This window comes from Qipengyuania algicida (assembly GCF_009828025.1).
Taxonomy (GTDB): Bacteria; Pseudomonadota; Alphaproteobacteria; order Sphingomonadales; family Sphingomonadaceae; genus Qipengyuania; species Qipengyuania algicida.
Genome location: NZ_WTYA01000004.1, coordinates 82,315 through 103,901 on the forward strand (window position 1 = coordinate 82,315; position 21,587 = coordinate 103,901).

Annotated in this window: 18 protein-coding genes; 16 read left to right on the forward strand and 2 right to left on the reverse strand. The window is 62.5% G+C overall.

Annotated elements, in window-relative coordinates; translation table 11 throughout:
- The first annotated feature begins 134 nt into the window (after window positions 1-134).
- The 3 genes from dnaK to GRI58_RS06375 all read left to right on the forward strand — a co-directional run bounded on the left by dnaK (window position 135) and on the right by GRI58_RS06375 (window position 3,735).
- Window positions 135-2,084, forward strand: a complete 1,950-nt coding sequence (gene dnaK / locus GRI58_RS06365; RefSeq protein ID WP_337190911.1) for a molecular chaperone DnaK — start codon at window positions 135-137, stop codon at window positions 2,082-2,084.
- Between the two features lie 68 nt (window positions 2,085-2,152).
- Entirely contained in the window at window positions 2,153-3,268 is a 1,116-nt protein-coding gene (dnaJ, locus tag GRI58_RS06370; RefSeq protein WP_160752753.1) for a molecular chaperone DnaJ, read from the forward strand.
- Window positions 3,265-3,735, forward strand: coding sequence for a low molecular weight protein-tyrosine-phosphatase (locus GRI58_RS06375; protein ID WP_337190902.1), 471 nt, complete (start codon window positions 3,265-3,267; stop codon window positions 3,733-3,735). The genes dnaJ and GRI58_RS06375 overlap by 4 nt, the downstream gene beginning before the upstream one ends.
- Here the strand turns inward: GRI58_RS06375 and GRI58_RS06380 are convergent.
- Window positions 3,732-6,047, reverse strand: a complete 2,316-nt coding sequence (locus GRI58_RS06380) for a patatin-like protein (protein ID WP_160752755.1) — start codon at window positions 6,045-6,047, stop codon at window positions 3,732-3,734. The genes GRI58_RS06375 and GRI58_RS06380 overlap by 4 nt on opposite strands.
- Before the next feature lie 73 nt (window positions 6,048-6,120).
- On the opposite strand from GRI58_RS06380, the gene radA reads away from it, so the two are divergent.
- From radA to rnr, 9 genes are all read left to right on the forward strand, one after another.
- Window positions 6,121-7,488, forward strand: coding sequence for a DNA repair protein RadA (gene radA, locus GRI58_RS06385; protein ID WP_160752756.1), 1,368 nt, complete (start codon window positions 6,121-6,123; stop codon window positions 7,486-7,488).
- Window positions 7,489-7,504: 16 nt separating this feature from the next.
- Window positions 7,505-8,023: a CvpA family protein gene (locus GRI58_RS06390; RefSeq protein WP_160752757.1), complete on the forward strand. Its 519-nt coding sequence runs from the start codon at window positions 7,505-7,507 to the stop codon at window positions 8,021-8,023.
- 40 nt (window positions 8,024-8,063) lie between these two features.
- The gene (locus GRI58_RS06395) at window positions 8,064-8,486 is read left to right on the forward strand and encodes an iron-sulfur cluster assembly scaffold protein (protein WP_160752758.1); all 423 of its coding nucleotides are present in this window, start codon (window positions 8,064-8,066) and stop codon (window positions 8,484-8,486) included.
- A gap of 39 nt (window positions 8,487-8,525) precedes the next feature.
- The gene (locus GRI58_RS06400; protein WP_160752759.1) at window positions 8,526-10,181 is read left to right on the forward strand and encodes an MFS transporter; all 1,656 of its coding nucleotides are present in this window, start codon (window positions 8,526-8,528) and stop codon (window positions 10,179-10,181) included.
- Window positions 10,182-10,188: 7 nt separating this feature from the next.
- Window positions 10,189-11,235, forward strand: coding sequence for an alanine racemase (gene alr, locus GRI58_RS06405; protein WP_160752760.1), 1,047 nt, complete (start codon window positions 10,189-10,191; stop codon window positions 11,233-11,235).
- A 65-nt stretch (window positions 11,236-11,300) separates the two neighbouring features.
- Entirely contained in the window at window positions 11,301-11,867 is a 567-nt protein-coding gene (phaR, locus tag GRI58_RS06410) for a polyhydroxyalkanoate synthesis repressor PhaR (RefSeq protein WP_160752761.1), read from the forward strand.
- 52 nt (window positions 11,868-11,919) lie between these two features.
- On the forward strand, window positions 11,920-13,464 hold the full coding sequence (gene proS, locus GRI58_RS06415) for a proline--tRNA ligase (protein WP_160752762.1): 1,545 nt from the start codon (window positions 11,920-11,922) through the stop codon (window positions 13,462-13,464).
- A gap of 71 nt (window positions 13,465-13,535) precedes the next feature.
- On the forward strand, window positions 13,536-14,879 hold the full coding sequence (locus GRI58_RS06420) for a M20/M25/M40 family metallo-hydrolase (protein ID WP_160752763.1): 1,344 nt from the start codon (window positions 13,536-13,538) through the stop codon (window positions 14,877-14,879).
- Between the two features lie 21 nt (window positions 14,880-14,900).
- Window positions 14,901-17,249, forward strand: coding sequence for a ribonuclease R (gene rnr / locus GRI58_RS06425; protein WP_202386848.1), 2,349 nt, complete (start codon window positions 14,901-14,903; stop codon window positions 17,247-17,249).
- A gap of 14 nt (window positions 17,250-17,263) precedes the next feature.
- Here the strand turns inward: rnr and GRI58_RS06430 are convergent, their stop codons facing one another.
- Window positions 17,264-17,728 (reverse strand): universal stress protein, encoded by a 465-nt coding sequence (locus GRI58_RS06430; protein WP_160752765.1) that lies wholly within the window; start codon window positions 17,726-17,728, stop codon window positions 17,264-17,266.
- Between the two features lie 135 nt (window positions 17,729-17,863).
- On the opposite strand from GRI58_RS06430, the gene GRI58_RS06435 reads away from it, so the two are divergent.
- From GRI58_RS06435 to lpdA, 4 genes are all read left to right on the forward strand, one after another.
- On the forward strand, window positions 17,864-19,153 hold the full coding sequence (locus GRI58_RS06435; protein ID WP_160752766.1) for a pyruvate dehydrogenase complex dihydrolipoamide acetyltransferase: 1,290 nt from the start codon (window positions 17,864-17,866) through the stop codon (window positions 19,151-19,153).
- A complete protein-coding gene (locus GRI58_RS06440) occupies window positions 19,150-19,521 on the forward strand; it encodes a hypothetical protein (RefSeq protein WP_160752767.1) in 372 nt (123 codons plus the stop codon). Before GRI58_RS06435 ends, GRI58_RS06440 begins: the two co-directional genes overlap by 4 nt.
- Window positions 19,514-19,921, forward strand: coding sequence for an acyl-CoA thioesterase (locus GRI58_RS06445; RefSeq protein ID WP_160752768.1), 408 nt, complete (start codon window positions 19,514-19,516; stop codon window positions 19,919-19,921). Before GRI58_RS06440 ends, GRI58_RS06445 begins: the two co-directional genes overlap by 8 nt.
- A 245-nt stretch (window positions 19,922-20,166) precedes the next feature.
- Window positions 20,167-21,576, forward strand: a complete 1,410-nt coding sequence (gene lpdA / locus GRI58_RS06450; RefSeq protein WP_160752769.1) for a dihydrolipoyl dehydrogenase — start codon at window positions 20,167-20,169, stop codon at window positions 21,574-21,576.
- Window positions 21,577-21,587: the final 11 nt, after the last annotated feature.

Below are 21,587 nucleotides of genomic sequence, written 5' to 3' on the forward strand. Positions count from 1 at the left end.
TGCCGGAAAATCTAGCCGCCGGCGTCCCTTGTGCCAAGCGTAGCGGCACCTATATCCCCCTCATCAACCGAGCCGCCGAGCGGCCTTGCCCCACGGGGGAGGCCAAACGTGCGGTGTCCAACAACGATCTATCTATTGATGGGGTACAAATGGCCAAAGTAATCGGTATCGACCTCGGCACCACCAATTCCTGCGTTGCCGTAATGGATGGCGGCAAGCCCAAGGTTATCGAAAATTCCGAAGGTGCGCGCACGACGCCTTCGATCGTCGCTTTCACCAAGGATGGTGAGCGGCTCATCGGTCAGCCGGCCAAGCGCCAGGCAGTGACCAATCCAGACAACACCGTGTTCGCGGTCAAGCGCCTGATCGGGCGCCGCTTCGACGACCCCATGACCAAGAAGGACATGGAACTGGTCCCCTATGACATCGTCAAGGGCAAGAACGGCGACGCATGGGTCGAAGCCGGTGGTGAGGATTACTCCCCCAGCCAGATTTCCGCCTTCATCCTGCAAAAGATGAAAGAAACCGCCGAAAGCTTCCTCGGCGAAACCGTCAGCCAGGCGGTCATTACCGTCCCCGCATACTTCAACGACGCGCAGCGGCAGGCGACCAAGGACGCAGGGCAGATCGCGGGTCTCGAAGTCTTGCGCATCATCAACGAGCCGACTGCGGCTGCGCTGGCCTATGGGATGGACAAGAACGATGGCAAGACCATCGCTGTCTATGACCTTGGCGGCGGCACCTTCGACGTTTCGATCCTCGAGATCGGTGACGGCGTGTTCGAGGTGAAGTCCACCAATGGCGACACCTTCCTGGGCGGCGAAGATTTCGACAGCGCGATCGTCGAATATCTCGCGGACGAGTTCAAGAAGAAGGAGAACATGGATCTCCGGACCGACAAGCTCGCCTTGCAGCGCCTCAAGGAAGCAGCCGAAAAGGCCAAGATCGAGCTGTCCAGCTCGCAGACGACCGAAGTCAACCTGCCCTTCATCACCGCGCGCATGGAAGGTGGCAGCTCCACTCCGCTGCACCTGGTGGAAACGATTTCGCGCTCCAAGCTCGAACAGCTGGTCGGCAATCTGATCACCCGCACGCTTGAGCCCTGCAAGAAGGCATTGGCCGACGCCGGCGTGACCAAGGATCAGGTCGATGAGGTGATCCTCGTCGGCGGCATGACCCGTATGCCCCGGGTCCGCGAAGTGGTCGAAGAATTCTTCGGCGCCAAGCCTCACACCGGCGTCAACCCGGATGAAGTCGTTGCCATGGGTGCGGCGATTCAGGCGGGCGTGCTGCAAGGTGACGTCAAAGACGTGCTGCTGCTCGACGTGACCCCGCTGTCGCTGGGTATCGAGACGCTGGGCGGTGTGTTCACCCGCATGATCGACCGCAACACAACGATCCCGACCAAGAAGACGCAAACCTATTCGACCGCCGAAGACAACCAGAACGCGGTTACGATCCGGGTCTTCCAGGGCGAGCGTGAAATGGCCGCGGACAACAAGCTGCTCGGCCAGTTCGACCTCGTTGGCATCCCTGCCGCTCCGCGCGGCGTGCCGCAAATCGAAGTGACCTTCGACATCGACGCCAACGGCATCGTCAATGTCAGTGCCAAGGACAAGGGCACCGGCAAGGAACAGCAGATCCGCATTCAGGCGTCTGGTGGTCTCAACGATGCCGACATCGACCAGATGGTCAAGGATGCGGAAAAGTTCGCCGAAGAAGACAAGAAGCGTCGCGAAAGCGCAGAAGCGCGCAATCAGGCGGACAGCCTGGTCCATGCGACGCAGAAGCAGCTCGACGAGCACGGCGACAAGATCGACGCTGCGCTCAAGTCGGAAGTCGAGGCCAAGATGGCCGAGGTGAAGACCGCGCTCGAAGGCGACGATGCCGCAGCGATTTCCGCCAAGGCACAGGAGCTGACGCAGGTCGCGATGAAGATGGGCCAGTCGATCTACGAGCAGGAGCAGGCCAACGCCTCTTCCGCCGATGCAGGAGATGGCGCAGCTGCAGGAAGTGAAGGCGGCGCGGAGGAAGAGGTGGTCGATGCCGAATTCTCCGAAGTCGACGACGACGCGAAGAACTGAGCTCGACTGATGATAAGCCAAATGCCGCCGGTGCACATTAGCGCCGGCGGCGGCTAGGCCCTGCTATTATGTCCGCAACCGAAATAGATTTCTACGAGCTGCTCGGCTTGTCGCGCGATGCCGACGGGGCGACGATCAAGTCGGCCTATCGCAAGCTGGCGATGCAGTATCACCCCGACCGCAACCCCGGCTGCGAGGACAGCGAAGCGCGCTTCAAGGCGATCAGCGTCGCTTATGATTGCCTCAAGGATCCGCAGAAACGCGCCGCCTACGACCGCTTCGGCCATGCCGCCTTCCAGAACGGTGGCGGCGGTGGCGCCGGTCCGCAGGATTTCGGCGATATCGGCGATATCTTCGAGACCATCTTTGGTCAGGCGTTTGGCGGAGCCGGGCGCAGCCAGGCACGGCGCGGTGCCGACCTGCGCTACGACATGGAAATTGCGCTGGAAGATGCTTTCCACGGCAAGTCCACCGAGATCGAAATCGAAGTCAGCCAGACCTGCGAGACCTGCCACGGCAGCGGCGCGACACCGGGAACCGGTACGCGGCGCTGCAATCTGTGTTCGGGCTACGGAAAGGTCCGTGCAAAGCAAGGGTTCTTCGTGGTCGAACGGCCATGTCCCAACTGCCATGGGCGCGGAGAAGTGATCGAAAGTCCCTGTCGTGATTGCCGCGGCGAGGGTAGGGTCGACAGAGCGCAGAAGCTCGACGTCGAAATTCCCCCCGGCGTCGATACCGGCACACGTATCCGCCTTTCAGGCAAGGGCGAAGCCGGACCGCGTGGCGCACCGCCGGGCGACCTCTATATTTTCGTGCATATCAAGCCGCACGCGATCTTCCAGCGCGAAGGCACCACACTGGCCACGCGCGTTCCGATCAGTTTCACCAAGGCAGCACTCGGCGGTGAAATCGAATTGTCCGACCTCGGCGGCGAGCCGGTCATCCTCAAGGTTCGCCCCGGTCTCCAGTCCGGCGAGCAATTGCGCCAGCGCGGTGCCGGGATGCCGGTGTTGCAGGGGCGCGGACGCGGCGATCTGGTGATCGAAGTGCAGGTCGAAACACCCACCAAGCTCACCAAGGAACAACGGGCCTTGCTCGAACAGTTCCGCGAACTGGAAACCGGCGAGGAATGCCCGGAAAGCCTGAGCTTCCTCGATCGCATGAAGAATGCTTTCGGCGCGTGAGCGAAGCGACACCTGCCATTCTTTTCGTCTGTCTCGGTAACATCTGCCGCTCTCCGCTTGCTGAAGGCGCGTTCCGGCACGAGGCCCAACTTGCGGGCCTTGAGGTCGAAATCGATTCAGCTGGAACGGGTGGTTGGCATCAAGGTGAACCGCCCGATCAGCGAGCGCGAGCGGCTGCGAAGGCTGGCGGCGTGGATATTTCGAACTTGCGCGCAAGGCAGGTGAGATTGGATGACTTCGACCGCTTCACGCATATCTTCGCGATGGATGAGCAAAACCTCGCCGATCTGAAGGCCATGGCTCCGGCGGGATCGAAAGCCGAGATCACCCTGCTGCTCGACCTTGTGTCGGGTCGCGAAGGCGCGAGCGTCAGCGATCCTTATTACGGCGGCGAGGAGATGTTCGACTACACATGGGAAGATGTGTCGACGGCGTCGCGAGCTCTGGTCGAAAAGCTGACAGCCTAAGGCATCTTCATCGCCTGCACTTCGCTGCGAAGCTGCTCGATCAACCCGCTGGCGCATCGACCCGCGGCTTGTTCCTCATCAAGTATTGCCAGAAATGCCGCGCGTTTAAAGCCGGCGCAGGTCGATACCGCAAGCGACTGATCGAGCGTCGAGCAGACCAGATCAATCATCCGCTCGGCCCCGTGCAGACGCCCCCACAAATAATCGTTCTCGCGGTAGGCACGGCTGAAGAATGCCCCGAAATTGTAAAATTCCGTGCCCCGCAAAGTGGCGGCCGTCCCGCCCGCGCGAATGCTCGAAGCATCCTCGGGCGAAATGCGGTCGACCTTTACCGGGTCAAACTCGGTCAGGCCTTCATTGCGGAGCAGGGCGAATGTCGCCGTGTCGTAGAAGGGGAATCCGAGATAGGTGAGTAGCATCCGCCGCTTCAGATTCTTCGGCATCGGTTCGAGCGCTTCGGCCAGCATCTGCTCCGCACGGTCGTCGACTTCGGGCAATAGGCGGCGCTCTGCGAGGAGATCGAGCAGCGCACCCGGTTCGGCGAGCACATCTTCTGCTACTTCCCTGAAGTCTGAACCCAGATTGGATGCGCCCTCGCGCTCGAAATAAAGCGCGAGAATGTCGTACACGGCATCGCGCGCTCGCTCGAGCGCCTCTTCCGGAATCTCGGGGTCAGCCTCCCAGTCGCGCGCCAGCCTGCGCGCAAGCAGCCTTAAACGGCGAATGCGAAATGCAATGTCATGCGCGCGGAAGAAATGCACCGCATCGGCCGTCGCGTTCCCGCTTTTGGCAAGTCGGTCAAATCCGCGCCGCGCTAGCTCTCCTCGCAGTGCCGCTTCGATCGGCGCGCAATCGGGCAAGTGCAGCTTGGGCGCGGCATCATGCGCCAGCTTGGCAAGCCGCTGGATGATCGAGGCGAACTTCGCCTGCGCATAGGCTTCGAATGCATAGCCCGCCTGTTGCACCGCTGCCTCCTGCGCACGCTGGCGCCATGCCTGCAGGCGCTTGGGCGTCGGACGATCGAGAAACAGCGTGTAGCCGAACAGTTTCTCCACCGCTTCCTCGACCTCGGGCCGCAGGGCCGCGACGATCCGTTGGAGCCGCATGGCCTCCCGCGATTGCGCTTCGATGGTTTCGAGATTGTCGCGGATCGGCTGTTCGCGGGGTATCGCGGAAAGCGAACCGAAGATCGCGCCGAAAAATCCGACGGGGCGCCGATCTTCTGGGTTGTCCGGATCGAACCTGTGCGGTCGCGGATCGACGTAGACGAACCGGCGATCGACCTCGCGCTGGGCGGGGCGTCCCTGAAGCGCAGCGATCGCGCCCTCGAACGGCTTGTTCACCAGCACCGATCCGTCGATCAGCGCCATGCTTTCAAGCCGCCCTTGAGCCAGCTGCATCGGCAATACCCGCTCGATGAACGCATCGCGGCCCGACCACACTTTTCCGCTCTGCGCTGCCAGCTTGTCGATTTCAGCCAGTTCGAGCGGGGGAAAGGCTCCGGGAAAGCTTGCCGTCGCACGAGCCGCCAAGACCAGTTCGAGCGGATCGGCAAAATCGATCCCCGGCACCGCAGGCGTGCGCGAACGAAAACCGATTGGCAGGCGATGTTCACCTTCCTGCGCAACCGGCGGACTGTGCAGCCTGAGCAGCGACAGATAGCCGCGGAAATCGGTGGCTGTAACGTAGAGGTCCAGCGGGTGGCCCGGCGGAAGCAGCGGTTCGTCGGTTTCGCCCTGCGCCATGGCGTCGAAAGCGCGCTCAAGCAGCCGCGAGAACCCGATGCCCGAAAACGGCGGGGCGAACCAGCGCCCGCGCACGAGGCGCGACACCTTGCGGCGGACTTCCGCGCGCGTTTCCGGTGCGACGCTCTCGCTCACCGCATTGCCCGGTCGCCTGAGCAGCCAGCTTGCAATCGGCTGCGCCCAGAATTTGGCGAAACGCCATATGGGGCGCGCGTCGGGATCGGTCAGCCGGTCTACATCGGCCTCGGTCAGCCAGAGATCGGTCAGCGGGTCAAGCGACTGGCCCGAGTGGATCGCCTGCGCGAGCAGAACGGTATTGATCCCGCCAGCGCTCGCTCCGGTGAGGATGTCAGGCAAGACGCGAAGCGTAATTCCCGCTTCTGCCTCGATCGCCTCCAGCAACTGGCGATACACGCGCTCGACATCGCTACGCGCCGGTGATCGACTGTGAAAATCGCGACTCGCCCGTGAAAGGTGCCACAGCTCCTTGGTGACGCCGTGCATATAGACCGCCAGGCTGATCCCGCCGTAACAGACGAGGGCAATTCGCAATTCCTTCTGGTGCATCGCGGGGGACATTGGCGAAGCTGAACGGGAATGGCAATTGCGTTCCTGCAATGTTCCGTTTATCGCCACAGCCATGGCCAAACCCAAACGTCGATATGTCTGTCAGGAATGCGGGGGCGTATCGCATCGCTGGCAAGGACAATGCCCCGATTGCGCCGAGTGGAATACACTGGTCGAGGACGTGCCCGCTACGGTATTTTCGCAAAAGCACGATCTGTCGGGCGGAGGGCGTGCGGTGGAATTCGTCGCGCTCGACCAGCCCGGAGAAATGCCGGTGCGGCAATCCACCGGCCTTGCCGAGTTCGATCGTGCGTTGGGCGGGGGACTGGTTCCCGGTTCGGCCATCCTGATGGGCGGCGATCCGGGAATCGGGAAGTCGACCTTGCTGCTGCAGGCGGCGGCGGCGGTGGCTCGTGGCGGGCAAAGCGCGGTCTATATCAGCGGTGAAGAGGCATCGGGTCAGGTCCGTTTACGTGCAGCACGGCTCGGTCTGGCCGATGCACCTGTTCGACTCGCTGCGGCGACCAGCGTGCGCGACATCCTGACGACGCTCGGCGGGATCGAGCCGCCCGGCCTGCTGGTGATCGATTCGATCCAGACGATGTATTCCGACACCATTGAGGGCGCGCCCGGCACGGTCAGCCAGGTGCGCGGCTGCGCCTTCGAACTGATCCGCTATGCCAAGGAGAACGGTTCCGCACTGGTGCTGGTCGGCCATGTCACCAAGGATGGCACCATCGCCGGACCGCGCGTGCTGGAACACATGGTCGATGTGGTGATGAGCTTCGAAGGCGAGCGCAGCCACCAGTACCGCATTTTGCGCGCGCTCAAGAACCGCTTTGGCGCAGTGGACGAGATCGGCGTGTTCGCCATGGCCGGGGAAGGGCTGGAAGAAGTCGCCAATCCCTCGCTGCTGTTCCTTTCCGGGCGTGAGGAACCGCTGGCGGGCAGTGCGGTATTTCCGGCGATGGAAGGCACTCGTCCGGTACTGGTCGAAATTCAGGCGCTGATCGTGCGATTGCAATCGGGGGCCACCCCACGCCGCGCGGTGGTGGGCTGGGACAACGGACGGCTCGCGATGCTGCTGGCTGTGCTGGAGGCGCGCTGCGGGCTCAATTTCAGCGCTGCAGAGGTCTATCTCAACATCGCCGGCGGCTATCGCCTGACTGACCCGGCGGCCGATCTGGCCGTCGCCGCTGCGCTGGTCAGCGCGTTGGCCGACCGCCCATTGCCGGACCGCAGCATCTGGCTGGGCGAGGTTTCACTCGCCGGAGAGGTGCGCCCCGTCGCGCATGGCGGGCTGAGATTGCGCGAAGCGTCCAAACTCGGTTTCGGGATTGCTTTCGGGCCATCCGATATGGCGGGCGCTCCATCGGAGCTGGAATATCGCACGGTGGGACAACTCGCCAAGCTCGTTGACCGGGTGATGGGGACTCAATAATCTCCGTGGTCAGGTCATGACGGGATTTGATTTCATTGTATTGGGCGTCATCGCAGTGGCTGCGACTGGCGGATTCATGCGGGGGTTCCTGCAAGAAGTGTTGTCGCTGGCGGCGTGGATCCTGGTCGCTTTCGCGATTCGCTATCTCCACACGCCAATGACCGAATGGCTGGGGCAGTACCTCGGCTACACTATGTCGGTCAGCCTGCTCGCATTCGCGATGCTCTTGCTGATTCCCTATGCAGCCATGAAGGTCATCGCCAACAATGTCGGCCGCGCGAGCCGCGCTTCGATCCTTGGGCCGATCGATCGCGTGCTGGGGTTCGGTTTCGGTGCGCTGAAGGGTATGCTGATCGTCGTAATCGCCTTCTCCCTGATCGTGCTTGGCTATGACAACGTCTGGAGCTTCAGCGGGCGGCCAACGTGGATTACCAATGCCCGCAGCTATGAATTCGTGGACGCGAGCTCGCGCAGCCTCGTACAAATTCTGCAAGAACGGCGGGCCCGGTTGCAGGCTGCCGACGACAAAGCGTAAGGCACGCAGATCGCTCCGCACATCCGGCACCGCTACCCTCATGGTTCTTTACACACCTGCGATCCTGGCGCTTTCGGTCGAACTGGCCGGTTTCCCGCTTGATCGGACCTTCGAAAACACGGGATCGGCGCGATCGCGATTGTGTGGCAGCACGATCCAGTTAGGGTGCAATCTCGATTCCGGTGGACGCATCCAGGCGGTTGGCGCGAAAGTCAGCGCTTGCGCCATCGGACAGGCCTCCGCCGCGCTATTCTTACGCAGCGCTGTGGGTCGCGATCGGGCCACGGTCGAAACCACGTATAGCCAGCTCGCTGCCTGGCTGACCGACGAGGCGCCTTCACCCGATTGGCCCGATATTACCAAGCTCGATGCCGCTCGTGCTTTCCCTGCAAGGCATCCAGTGATCCTCTTGCCGTGGATGGCTGCGCTTGACGCGCTTTCCTTGGATGCTCACGCTGGCTAAATTGCGCGAGCAAAGGGGCAAGGGGAGAAACAATCAGTCATGTCGACAAGCGACGGTAGCGCCGCAATCGCCAGTCCGAGCGACAAGGAAATCAGACTCGTGATCGCCGCCAGTAGCGCGGGGACGATCTTCGAATGGTATGATTTCTTCATTTACGGCACGCTGGCCGCGCTGATCGGTGCCGCGTTCTTCCCGAGCGGTAATGAAACTCTGCAACTCCTGCTTGTCTGGGCGGGGTTTGCGGTCGGCTTTGGCTTCCGCCCCCTGGGCGCGATCCTGTTCGGCTTTCTTGGCGACCGACTTGGCCGCAAATACACCTTCCTCGTCACCGTGACGCTGATGGGCATCGCGACTGCAGGGGTCGGGTTGGTCCCGGGCGCTGCGAGTATCGGCATCGTCGCACCAATCATCGTGATCGGCCTGCGCATCCTCCAGGGTCTCGCGCTGGGTGGAGAATATGGAGGCGCGGCAATTTATGTCGCCGAACACGCTCCACCCGAAAAGCGCGGGTTCTACACCAGCTTCATACAGGCAAGCGTGGTCGGCGGCTTCGTGCTGTCGATCATCGTTGTGATCGCTTGTCGCACTCTGATCCCCGCAGATGACTTTGCCGCATGGGGTTGGCGCGTTCCCTTCCTGCTGTCGCTGGCATTGCTGGCGATTTCGCTGTGGATGCGGCTCAAGCTGTCTGAAAGCCCCGTATTTCAGGCGATGAAGTCTGCTGGTGAAACTTCGGCCAACCCCTTCGTCGAAAGCCTGACCTATCCGGGAAACAAACGCCGCATCTTCGTCGCCCTGTTCGGAGTGGCGGGTGTGCTGACGGTAATCTGGTACACAGCGTTCTTCTATGGCCTCTCGTTCCTGCGCGGTCCGATGCGCATGAACGAAGAGCTGACCGAAACGATCATGCTCATTGCGGGGCTGATCTCGATGAGCTTCTACATCCTCGTGGGCCGCTGGTCCGACCAGGTTGGTCGCAAGAAGCCGATCATCATCGGTGCGATAGCGACGCTGGTCCTGCTCTTTCCGATCTTTTGGGGAATGGGCGCGTTGAGCAATCCGGGCCTTGCGCAAAGCGCGCGGCAAGCCCCGGTTGTCGTGTCTGGAAGCGACTGCCACTACGATCCCTTCGCCAGCAAGCAGCAGACCCAGTGCGGGCGTTTGCTCGCCGATCTCACCTCGCTCGGCGTGAGCTATACTGTCGGCGATCCCTACGGCGATGCGCGGCTCATGATTGCCCGTGATCCCGTTGCCCTCGATTTGGCTGACGATGCGGGCCGCAAGGCGGCGCTCCAGAGCGCGCTTGAAGCGAAAGGATATGATTTCGCCAAGCAGACCCCGCCGCTCCTGAACCTGGTCGGCATTGTCGCGCTGCTGTGTGTACTCGGCATGTTGTCTGCACTGACATATGGTTCGGTCGCCGCATTGCTGACCGAGATGTTCCCTGCGCGCATTCGCTACAGCTCGATGTCGATCCCCTATCATATCGGGGCCGGTTACCTCGGCGGATTTCTCCCGCTTATATCCGGCTATATCGTCGCCAGCACTGGCAACGCCTATTCCGGCCTGTGGTATTGTTGGGTGGTGATGGCCTTCGGGCTGATCGTCGCGTGGTGGGGGATACCGGGCGGACCGCCGCGCGACTTCGACGAACGGGATGGGGACGCAACCCCTGTTTCGGCCACCTCTCCGTGAGCACTCGATGACCTCTCTGCCGCCGCCGTCCTTGCGGCTCGACCTCGATACCGGCGCGCTGGCCAGCAATTGGCGTGTGCTCGACCGGATGAGCGGCACGGCCAAGGCTGGCGCGGCGATCAAGGCCGATTGCTATGGACTTGGTGCCGCGCAATGCCTGCCGATCCTGCGCGAAGCGGGTGCGCGCGATTTCTTCGTTGCGCATTGGTCGGAAGTTCCCGGAGCGCTGGCGCATTGCCCGCCGGATGAGATCGCCGTGCTGCATGGTTTGATGGGCCGACAGGATGCAGATTTCGCCCGCCAGACCGGCGTCAGGCCGGTGCTCAATTCTCTGCAACAGGCGCGGTTGTGGCATGACGCCGGGGGCGGTGTGTGTCACGTGATGGTCGATACCGGGATCAACCGCCTCGGCCTCGCCATGGACGAGATCGGCGATCCGATTCTCGCAAAGCTGGGCATCGATGTCCTCCTTTCGCATCTGGCTTGCGCGGACGAGGACGAACCGATGAATGCTCGCCAGCTCGACGCCTTCCGGAAGGTGATCGCGAAAGTGCCGCATCGCCGGGCAAGCCTTGCCAACAGCGCGGGGATTGCGCTTGGCAGCGACTATGGCTTCGACCTTACCCGACCGGGGCTTGCGCTTTACGGCGGCGTCCCGCGCCCGGAGATGGCCGGGGAGTTGCGACAGGTTGCCTATCCGAAAGCTGCCCTGATCAATATCAGGCAGATCGAAGCTGGCGAAGGCGTGGGCTACAACGCTACTTTTACCGCACCGAAACCCATTTGCGTCGGCGTCGTGTCGCTGGGATATGCCGATGGCATATTGCGAAGCTGGGCCGGAGCGAACTTGCTTTCTGACGACCGGGCTCTCCCGATACTCGGCAAGGTCTCGATGGACATGATCGTCATCGATCTGTCCGCCGCGCCCGAACTGAAAGAAGGTGATTGGGTGGAGCTGCCCTATTACTTGCCCGATGCTGCGCAGCAAACCTCTCTGTCGCAATATGAATTGCTCACGCTGCTGGGGGACCGATTTCGCCGCGACGCCGTGTAAATGTTGCGCTGCACATTGTGCAGGTGCTAAAGGTAAATGACTAATCACCCCATAGGATCAAGAGCATGACCAGGCGCGCGAACGACGGAAGCCCGATCGTCATCAAGAAATACGCCAACCGGCGGCTCTACAACACCGGAACGTCTAGCTACATCACGCTGGAGGATATCGCCGATATGGTCCGCGAAGGGGTCGATTTCCAGGTGCTCGACGCCAAGAGTGGGGAAGACATCACCCATCAGATCCTGACCCAGATCATCATGGACCAGGAATCGCAAGGCGACCACATCCTGCCGGTCGGCTTCCTGCGCGATCTCATCTCGATGTACGGCAATTCGATGCAGACTTTGCTGCCGGGCTATCTCGAAGCGAGCATGGCCAGCTTCCACAAGAACCGCGACGAGCTGGCTGAAGCGTTCACCAAGGGGATGGCAGGCAATCCGCTGGCCAAGATCGCGGAAACCAACATGGCGATGATGCGCGCCGCCACAGAGGCCTTCATGCCCGGTGGCACCAAAGCCGCTTCCGCAGCGACCCCTTCGCCATCAAACAAGGCGGAGCAGAGTGAACTTTCTGCCCTGCGCGAACAGATGGCCGCGATGCAGAAGAAACTGGACGATCTCGCCAAATAATTGCATCGGCGCCAGCCCGCGCCCAGACACAACACCAACAGCAGGAATTCCCGTGGCCCAGATCCGCCATGCGCTCACCACCACACGCGACGACGATTTCGCGGCTTGGTATCAAGATGTCATTGCCTCCGCCGACATGGCCGAGGAATCGGGCGTTCGCGGGTGCATGGTCATCAAGCCATGGGGCTATGGCATCTGGGAAAGGATGCAGCGGCTGCTCGACGACCGGATCAAGGCGACCGGCCACGACAACGCCTATTTTCCGCTGTTCATCCCGCTGTCCAATTTCGAGCGGGAAGCTGCACACGTCGAAGGTTTTGCCAAGGAAATGGCGGTCGTCACCCACCATCGCCTGATCGCCGATGGCAAGGGCGGGCTGATCCCCGACCCCGAAGCGAAGCTGGAAGAACCGCTGGTCGTGCGTCCGACCAGCGAGACGATCATCGGCGACGCGATGGCGCGCTGGGTTCAGAGCTGGCGCGATCTGCCGCTCAAGCTCAACCAATGGGCCAATGTCGTGCGCTGGGAGATGCGCACCCGCATGTTCCTACGCACCAGCGAATTCCTGTGGCAGGAAGGCCATACCGCGCACGCCGACGAGGCCGAGGCGAAGGAACACACGCTGCGGATGCTCGAAGTCTATCGCGCCTTCGCGGAGGAAGATCTCGGACTTCCTGTGGTCGCCGGCGAGAAGCCGGAGAACGAGCGCTTCCCCGGTGCGGTCGAGACTTGGTCGATCGAGGCGATGATGCAGGACGGCAAGGCGTTGCAGGCAGGAACGAGCCATTATCTCGGCGAAAACTTCGCCCGCGCATCCGGCATCCAGTATCAGGACAAGGAAGGCACGCAGACCTATTGCCACACCACCAGCTGGGGCGTTTCGACCCGCATGGTGGGCGGGGTCATCATGACCCATGGCGATGATGACGGCCTGCGCGTGCCCCCGAAAATCGCGCCGTGGCAGGTCGTCATCCTGCCGATGCTGCGCGACAATGACAGCGATGCACCGCTGATCGAGTATTGCGAGCAATTGCGCGCCACGCTGGCCGGGCAGATGACGCTCGGAGAGCCGATCCGCGTGCTGCTCGACACGCGACCCGGCAAGGCGGCTCAGAAGCGCTGGGACTGGGTGCGCAAGGGTGCGCCGGTCATAGTCGAGGTCGGCGGTCGTGACATGGACAATGGGGTCGTAAGCCTGCTGCGGCGCGACGCGCTGTGGGATGCCAGCAGCGGCAAGCCCGCGTTCGAAACGCCGACACGCGAGGCGGCTGGAGAGACGATCCCGGCAACGCTCGCCAATATCCAGGCCGCTTTGTACACAGAGGCGCTCGAACGGCGGGAAAGCAACATCACCCGTGGCGTGACCGATTTCGCCGAGGTCGAAGCGTTTTTCGCGGACAGCAATCGTTATCCCGGATGGGTCGAGGTCCAATGGTCGAAGCCGACCGGCGATGCGCTCGACAAGGTCGTCGAACGGTTGAAAGCGCTCAAGCTGACGATCCGCAACGTGCCAATGGGCGGCGACCCGGCAGACGGCGCCTGCATCTTTACCGGCGAACCGGCGGTCGAGCGTATCCTGTTGGCAAAGGCCTACTGAGCCACAGGCCTCTGCCTGTCGGCGGTCTCAATTACTTGAATTGAGCAGCGTTACCGGCAACAAGGCGGCGCATGAAGAAACTCGCCGTCGCGCTCGCCTTCCTCGCCACACCGCTCGCCGCGCAGTCGACCGACCCTGCGTCGCAAGTTTCCGCCGACAGCCTGCACAATTACGTCGCCAAGCTGGTGAGCTTCGGGACGCGTAGCACTCTCTCGACGCAGACCGATCCCAAGCGCGGGATCGGTGCGGCGGTCGATTGGGGCGCGGATGAGTTTCGCGCCATGTCGAAGAAATGCGGCGGCTGCCTGACAGTCGTGCTGCCGGAGAAAATGGTCCAAGGGCCGCGCATTCCCAAGCCGGTGCGTCTGCGCGACGTGGTGGCGATCCAGAAGGGCACCGAAAGGCCCAACGATGTCGTTATCATTCAGGGCCATATCGACAGCCGCGTCAGTGATGTGATGAACGCCACGAGTGACGCGCCAGGGGCCAATGATGATGGCTCCGGCAGCGCGGTCGCGCTGGAGGCGGCGCGTGTCATGTCGCAGCACAAATATCCCGTAACGGTGGTCTATGCGCTGCTCTCGGGCGAGGAACAGGGGCTTTATGGCGGCAAGCTGCTGGCAGAGTATGCCAAACAGCAGGGCTGGAACGTCAAGGCAGTGCTCAACAACGATATCGTCGGCAACAGCTGCGGTTCGGACGGCGTGTGCGATGATGCCCATGTGCGGGTATTCTCCGAAGGGCCGAGAGACGATCTGACCGATAAGCTGCGCGCAGCCCAACGTCGCGACGGTGGCGAGAACGATTCGCCCAGTCGCAATCTGTCGCGCTACATCGCGCGCATCGCAGAGGCGCATCCCGACGGCCTGAAAGTCCGCCAGATCTGGCGCGCCGACCGGATGGGCCGGGGCGGGGACCAATTGCCGTTCGAGGCGCTGGGCTATCCCGCCGTGCGCTTCACCGTGGCGGTGGAAAATTACAACCATCAGCATCAGGATCTGCGCACCGAGAATGGCGTGGAATACGGCGACACCATCGACAAGATGGACTTTGCCTATCTCGCCAAGGTCGCAAAGCTCAATGTCGAGACAGCGGAGCGGCTCGCCAGCACACCGATGCCCCCTGCACCGGTGGTGGAGGCGGCGGTGAGCACCGACACGCTGATCACATGGAAAGCCGTGCCCGGCGCCACCGGCTATTCGATCTGGCAACGCCGCACCGATGCGCCGAACTGGCCCGACAAGCCGGTGATCGCCAATGTCGTCGCGACCAGCGCCAAGCTGGCCCATGTTCGCGGCGACGACTGGTTCTTCGGCGTCAGCAGCACCGGCCGCAACGGCGTGCACAGCCCGATTGCCAGCGCGGTTCCGGGTGGCGAGTTCGCGCCGCTCGCTTCCGAGGATGACAGCAAGTGACCTGACGCCCATATGGGGCGCATGACACAACAGAAAAATCCTCGCCGGACAGGCGGGCACAAGCCCGGACTGCCGACGAAAGAACAGATACTCGAATTTATCCAGACCGCCGAAGGCCCGGCGGGCAAGCGGGAAATCGCCAAGGCTTTCGGCCTCAAGGGGCAGGAAAAGATCGCGCTCAAGGCGCGGCTGAAAGACATGGCCGAAGAAGGCCTGATCGATGGCAAGAAGACCGCCTATCATCGCATGGGCGGCCTGCCCAAGGTCACCGTCCTGCGCGTGGTCGAGATCGAGGACGGCAGGCCCATCGCCGTGCCAGACAATTGGGACCCGGATGACAAGTCCCAGCCTCCGCGTCTGACCCTGATCGAAAGCCGCAAGCTCGCCGCCGTCAAGCGCGGCGACCGGGTGCTTGCCCGGACCGAGGAAACATCCAAGGGCTGGCGCGCCCATCCGATGAAGAAGCTGCCCGCCCGCACCGAAGGGATGATGGGCGTGGTCGAGCTGGACGGCGCGGACAAACCGTGGCTCGCCCCGGTCGATAAGCGCGTGCGCAATTCCTCGCCGATCTCTGATATCGGCGGTGCGGAGGAAGGCCAGCTGGTCCTCGCCGAGAGGGCAGGGCGCAGCGAGCGTGCGGGCGTGAAAGTGGTCGAAGTGATCGGCGATCCGCTCGCACCCAAGAGTTTCAGCCTGATCGCGATTGCCAAGCATGGCATTCCGCATATCTTTCCCGAAGAGGCGCTGGCCGAGGCGGAGCTTGCGACCAGGCTGCCGCTGTCACCCGACCATCGCGAAGACCTGCGCTCTGTCCCGATCGTCGCCATCGATCCCGCCGACGCGCGCGATCATGACGATGCGATCTGGGCCGAGCCGGATGGCGAGGGCGGCTACAACGCCATCGTCGCCATCGCCGATGTCAGCTTTTACGTCCGCCCCGGCGGCCAGCTCGACCGTGAGGCGAGGAAGCGCGGCAATTCGGTCTATTTCCCCGACCGCGTCGTGCCGATGCTGCCCGAAGTGCTATCGGCGGACGTCTGCTCGCTGAAAGAGGGGCAGGACCGCGCGGCGATGGCCTGCCATCTGCGCATCTCGCCCGAGGGCAAGATCACCAAATGGCGCTTCACCCGCGCGATCGTAAACTTGACCAACAACATCGCATACGAGGACGCGCAGGCGCAGATCGATGCGGGCGATGCCCCGGAATATCTTGCCCATCTGTGGGGCGCGTGGAAGCTGTTGAACGCGGCGCGCGACGCACGCGATCCGCTCGATCTCGACCTGCCCGAGCGGCAGGTGAAGCTCAACGAGCAAGGCCAGATCGAGGAAATAGCCGTGCGCGAACGGCTCGACGCGCATCGCGTGGTCGAGGATTTCATGATCGCCGCCAATGTCGCCGCCGCCAAGGCGCTGGAGGCCAAGGGCGCACCCGTGGTCTATCGCGTCCACGAGGCGCCAAGCCGCGAGAAGCTGATCGCACTGCGCGACTATCTCGACACGCAGGGGCGCAAACTGGCGTTGGGGCAGGTCATCACGCCGGGCTTGTTCAACCGGATGCTCAAGGACATCGGCGACGAGACTGAAAAGGCGCTGCTTATGGAAGCGGTGCTGCGCACGCAGATGCAGGCCTATTACGGCCCGAACAACGCCGGACACTTCGGTCTGGCGCTGGGCAGCTATGCGCATTTCACCTCGCCGATCCGCCGCTATGCCGATCTGCTGGTCCACCGCGCGCTGGTCGATGCCTACAAGCTCGAACAGCCCGCACCCAAGCTCGACCTGCCCGAGGGGACCGGCCTGTCCGACCGCGACAAGCAGGCGCTCGGCCAGATCACCGATGCCATCAGCCAGACCGAACGCCGCGCGATGGAGGCCGAACGCGACACCATCGACCGCTATGTCGCCGCGTGGCTGTCAGGTCGGGTGGGCGAGACGTTCGATACCCGGATCACCGGCGTTCAGGGCTTCGGTTTCTTCGCCACCATCGTGGGGCTGGGGGGCGATGGGCTGGTTCCGGTCTCGACGCTGGGCCGCGAATATTTCCGCTATGACGAGGCGGCGCAGGCGCTGGTCGGTGAAAGCAGTGGCACGCGCTATGCCGGCGGCGACCGGCTAAAGCTGAAGCTGGCAGAGGCCAATGCGCTGACCGGCGCGCTCAAGTTCGAAGTGCCCGACAGCGATGGATCGGGCGTCGAACAGCGCGGCACCCGTCCGCCGCCGCGCGCGAAGAAGCCGCCACGCAAAACAGGCAGGAAAGGCCCGGCAAAAAGCCCGGACAAAGGGAAGGGCGCACCGCGGCAGAGCCACGACAAGGGCAAGCGCGGACGCCCCGGCAATATCCGCCACCAGGGCAGGGGCAAGAAGCGCTAGGCTGAAACTGCCCCCTACTCGCCCTCTGTGGCGAGCAAGTCGAGCTGCGCCTGATCGAGCGAACCGGGAATAATGTAGAGCGGACAAGGCATCGCCCCTGATGCGCTGGCGAAGTGGGTGACCAGCGGCCCCGGTCCGCCTTCGCTCTTTGCGCCCAGTACCAATGCAGCGATGGCGCCGTGTTCCTCGAGGTATTTGCGGATCACCTCCTGTGGCTTGCCCGGCCGCACGGCGATGGTCGGCATCTTGCCGCTGTCGGTGAAGATATTGCCCGCCGCCGCATTGGCCATCACCTCGGCCCGCTCGCGCGCCTCGTTCTCGATCGTCGCCTGCACACCGCCAAAAGCGCTGAAGCTTTGCGGCTCGACCAGCGCAAGGATGTGCACGCTGCCACCGGTTTCCCTCGCCCGGACCGAAGCAAACCGAAGCGCGGCCTGCGCTTCCTTGCTTTCGTCCATCACCACCAGATAAATACGCATCGAAGCCCCCGGAATTTTGCTCGCAGCTTATCCGGGAAATGAATGAAGCGCGCAAGGAACTTGCTTGCGCCGGGGTTTTTGGTCATTCAGCGTCCAAATCCCTCCTCCCCAAGCCGAAGGACCCGAATCCTCCCCATGGCCACCGAAATCAAAATGCCCGCCCTGTCCCCCACGATGGAAGAAGGAACGCTTGCCAAATGGCTGGTTAAGGTCGGGGATCAGGTGCAATCGGGCGATATTCTTGCCGAAATCGAAACCGACAAGGCGACGATGGAATTCGAAGCGGTCGATGAAGGCACCATCGCCTCGATCGCGGTCGAGGAAGGCGCCGAGGGCGTGAAGGTCGGCACGGTGATCGCCATGCTCGCCGAAGAAGGCGAAGACGTCGAAGATGCGGCCAAGGCTGCGCGGAAGGCCGATGCGCCCAAGTCCGAAACCAAGCAAGAGACCGAGGATCGCAAGGAAGCGGTTGCCGAACAGAAATCGGCCCCGGCACCTGCGTCCACCTCTGCCCCCGCTCCCTCGGGTGAACGGATTATCGCGTCGCCACTGGCCAAGCGGATCGCGGCGGACAAAGGGCTCGACCTGTCGGCGATCAAGGGCAGCGGCCCGCATGGGCGAATCATCAAGGCCGATGTCGAGAGCGCGAAGCCCGGTGCGGCTGCACCGAAGGCGGCGGCATCCGAAGCGGCCCCTGCGGCATCGACCCCGGCGGCCAAGGTGCCGGACTTCGGCATCCCCTACGAAGCCGAAAAGCTCAACAATGTCCGCAAGACCATCGCGCGCCGCTTGACCGAGGCGAAGCAGACGATCCCGCACATCTACCTGACGGTGGACGTGCAGCTCGACAAGCTGCTCAAGCTGCGCGGCGAGCTCAATGCGGCGCTTGAACCGCAAGGCGTCAAGCTGTCGGTCAACGATTTGCTGATCAAGGCGCTGGCCAAGGCGCTGGTGGCGGTGCCCAAGTGCAACGTCAGCTTCGCGGGCGAGGAATTGCGCAAGTTCAGCCGTGCGGACATCTCCGTGGCGGTCGCCGCGCCGAGCGGGCTCATCACCCCGATCGTGGTCGATGCTGGCAACAAGTCGGTCAGCGCGATCAGCAAGGAGATGAAGGAGCTGGGCGGCAAGGCGCGCGAAGGAAAGCTGCAACCGCATGAATACCAGGGCGGCACCGCCAGCCTTTCGAACCTCGGCATGTTCGGGATCAAGCAGTTCGAAGCGGTGATCAACCCGCCGCAGGGAATGATCCTGGCGGTCGGCGCGGGCGAACAGCGGCCCCATGTAGTCGACGGCGCGCTCGCTATCGCCAGCGTAATGAGCGCCACGGGCAGCTTCGACCACCGCGCCATCGACGGCGCCGACGGGGCCGAGCTGATGAAGGTGTTCAAAGAACTGGTGGAGGCACCGCTAGGGCTGGTGGCTTGAAGATAAGCCCCTCATTTTTGACTGTTATTCTAGCACCTCTGGCGGGGGTGGTTGTGTATGTGAGTCCGATTCTGCTGGCTTATCCGTTCGACTTGGGACTCCTCGGAATCGTTCTGCTCATTTGGTTTTTAGCTTTGCTGATCGTGGCTATGATCGGCTTGCCAATTGGGTTTGGTGTGGCACGACTTCTCCAGCGATTATCAATGGAAAACCTATTATCATTCGTTGTTTGCGGAACCGTGATCGCAGCGGCGCTTCCACTTTCAGTTGGCTGGTTCGAGTTGGTTTTCGGGTGCGCAGTCACCGGGGCATTGCTGGGCGCAGGATACTGGCAATTTGAGGTCAGACCATATCGTGACAATGCCTGACCGCTCCCCCCTTATCCGCGTCACCGCCATGCCCGCAGACACCAACCCCTATGGCGGGGTGTTCGGCGGGTGGCTGATGAGCCAGATGGCACTCGGCGCGGGGTCGCTCGCGAGCCGTGTGGGCGAGGGCGTTGCCGTTGTCGTGTCGGCCACCGACTTTGCCTTTCCCGGCAAGATGGCGGTGGGCGATGAGTTGTCCGTCTATGGCGAGATCATCGCCACCGGCAACACCTCCATGACCGTCACGCTCGAGGCCATCGCGCGCGAACGTAACAGCGAGGTGACGGTCAAGGTCGCGCAGGGTACTTTCAAATTCGTGCTGCTGGACGATGAAGGCAGGCCGCGGCCCTTGCGCATCGCAGCCGAAGCCGCGCAGCCTGTGCCCGAGAACGATGGCTGAGCGCTCTCCTGCATCATGTGTGCCACGCTACGGCGATGAAGTGACCGACCACGCTCGCCCAGCCATGCCTCGCCTTAAGTCCACAAGGGCGTGTGGCCTTCGCCGGAACAAAGTCCACATGCGTTCCGCAGCACATAGCCGCTTCCCCTCGACGGACCGGCAAAAGCCACAGTTTTCAATTGGGCCGGGAGCGTTCCATCCAGACACGCTCTCGCTCGACCAAACTCACGGAAAGATACCCCATCATGGCTGAACAATACGACGTCATCGTTCTTGGCTCCGGCCCCGGCGGCTATGTCGCTGCGATCCGCGCAGCGCAGCTCGGGCTGAAAACCGCCATTGTCGAGCGTGAACTGCTTGGCGGCATCTGCCTCAACTGGGGCTGTATCCCGACCAAGGCGCTGCTGCGGTCGGCCGAGATCTTCCATTACATGCAGAACGCGGGCGATTACGGCCTCAAGGCCCAGAAGATTGAAGCTGATCTGGAAGCGGTGGTGAAGCGTTCGCGCGGTGTCGCCAAACAGCTCAATCAGGGCGTCACCCATCTGATGAAGAAGAACAAGATTACGGTGCACATGGGGGAGGGGACACTGACCGGCCCCACCAGCCTGACCGTGAAGGGCGACAAGGGTGAGGAGAAGCTCACCGCCAAACACATTATCGTTGCCACCGGCGCGCGGGCGCGCGACCTGCCTTTCGCCAAGGCGGACGGCAAGCGCATCTGGACCTATCGCCATGCGATGACGCCGCCCGAAATGCCCAAGAAGCTGCTGGTGATCGGATCGGGCGCGATCGGGATCGAATTTGCCAGCTTCTACAACGATATGGGCGCTGAGGTAACGGTGATCGAAATGCTCGACCGGATCGTTCCGGTGGAAGATGCCGAAGTGTCCGCTTTCCTTGAAAAATCGCTCAAGAAGCAGGGGATTACCATCCATACCGGAGCGGGTGTAGAGGATATCAAGACCTCAGCCAGCGGGGTGAAGGCCAAGATCAAGGGTAAGGACGGCAAGGTTTCCGAACAGGATTTCAGCCATGTCATCGTTGCCATCGGCATCGTTCCCAACACCGAGAATATCGGGGTCGACAAACATGCCGAACTCGACCGGGGCTTTATCCAGATCGATCCCTATGGCCGCACCAAGACCAAGGGGCTGTGGGCCATCGGCGATTGCACGCCGGGACCGTGGCTGGCGCACAAGGCGAGCCACGAGGGAGTTTCCGCCGCCGAGGCGATTGCACAGGAGCTGGGCAACAAGGACGTTCATCCGCACCCGCTTGACCGCAACAGCATTCCCGGCTGCACCTATTGCCACCCGCAAATCGCCAGCGTCGGCATGACCGAGGCCAAGGCCAAGGAAGCGGGCTACACGATCAAGGTCGGCAATTTCCCCTTTATCGGCAATGGCAAGGCGATCGCGCTGGGGGAGGCGAACGGCTTCATCAAGACCGTATTCGACGCTAAGACCGGCGAATTGCTCGGAGCGCATATGATCGGGGCGGAAGTCACCGAGCTGATCCAGGGCTATGTCGTGGGCAAGACGTTGGAGACGACCGAAGCGGAGCTGATGAATACGGTCTTCCCGCATCCCACGCTCTCTGAGATGATGCACGAAAGCGTGCTATCGGCTTACGGGCGCGCGCTGCACATCTGACGCCGTGCTCT

What these genes read in the sequence shown, in the direction of transcription:
- dnaJ (WP_160752753.1), top strand. Translation starts at nt 2,153, where the DNA reads ATGTCCGCAACCGAAATAGATTTCTACGAGCTGCTCGGCTTGTCGCGC.
- GRI58_RS06380 (WP_160752755.1), bottom strand. Translation starts at nt 6,047, where the DNA reads ATGCACCAGAAGGAATTGCGAATTGCCCTCGTCTGTTACGGCGGGATC.
- radA (WP_160752756.1), top strand. Translation starts at nt 6,121, where the DNA reads ATGGCCAAACCCAAACGTCGATATGTCTGTCAGGAATGCGGGGGCGTA.
- GRI58_RS06390 (WP_160752757.1), top strand. Translation starts at nt 7,505, where the DNA reads ATGACGGGATTTGATTTCATTGTATTGGGCGTCATCGCAGTGGCTGCG.
- GRI58_RS06395 (WP_160752758.1), top strand. Translation starts at nt 8,064, where the DNA reads ATGGTTCTTTACACACCTGCGATCCTGGCGCTTTCGGTCGAACTGGCC.
- GRI58_RS06400 (WP_160752759.1), top strand. Translation starts at nt 8,526, where the DNA reads ATGTCGACAAGCGACGGTAGCGCCGCAATCGCCAGTCCGAGCGACAAG.
- alr (WP_160752760.1), top strand. Translation starts at nt 10,189, where the DNA reads ATGACCTCTCTGCCGCCGCCGTCCTTGCGGCTCGACCTCGATACCGGC.
- phaR (WP_160752761.1), top strand. Translation starts at nt 11,301, where the DNA reads ATGACCAGGCGCGCGAACGACGGAAGCCCGATCGTCATCAAGAAATAC.
- GRI58_RS06420 (WP_160752763.1), top strand. Translation starts at nt 13,536, where the DNA reads ATGAAGAAACTCGCCGTCGCGCTCGCCTTCCTCGCCACACCGCTCGCC.
- rnr (WP_202386848.1), top strand. Translation starts at nt 14,901, where the DNA reads ATGACACAACAGAAAAATCCTCGCCGGACAGGCGGGCACAAGCCCGGA.
- GRI58_RS06430 (WP_160752765.1), bottom strand. Translation starts at nt 17,728, where the DNA reads ATGCGTATTTATCTGGTGGTGATGGACGAAAGCAAGGAAGCGCAGGCC.
- GRI58_RS06435 (WP_160752766.1), top strand. Translation starts at nt 17,864, where the DNA reads ATGGCCACCGAAATCAAAATGCCCGCCCTGTCCCCCACGATGGAAGAA.
- GRI58_RS06445 (WP_160752768.1), top strand. Translation starts at nt 19,514, where the DNA reads ATGCCTGACCGCTCCCCCCTTATCCGCGTCACCGCCATGCCCGCAGAC.
- lpdA (WP_160752769.1), top strand. Translation starts at nt 20,167, where the DNA reads ATGGCTGAACAATACGACGTCATCGTTCTTGGCTCCGGCCCCGGCGGC.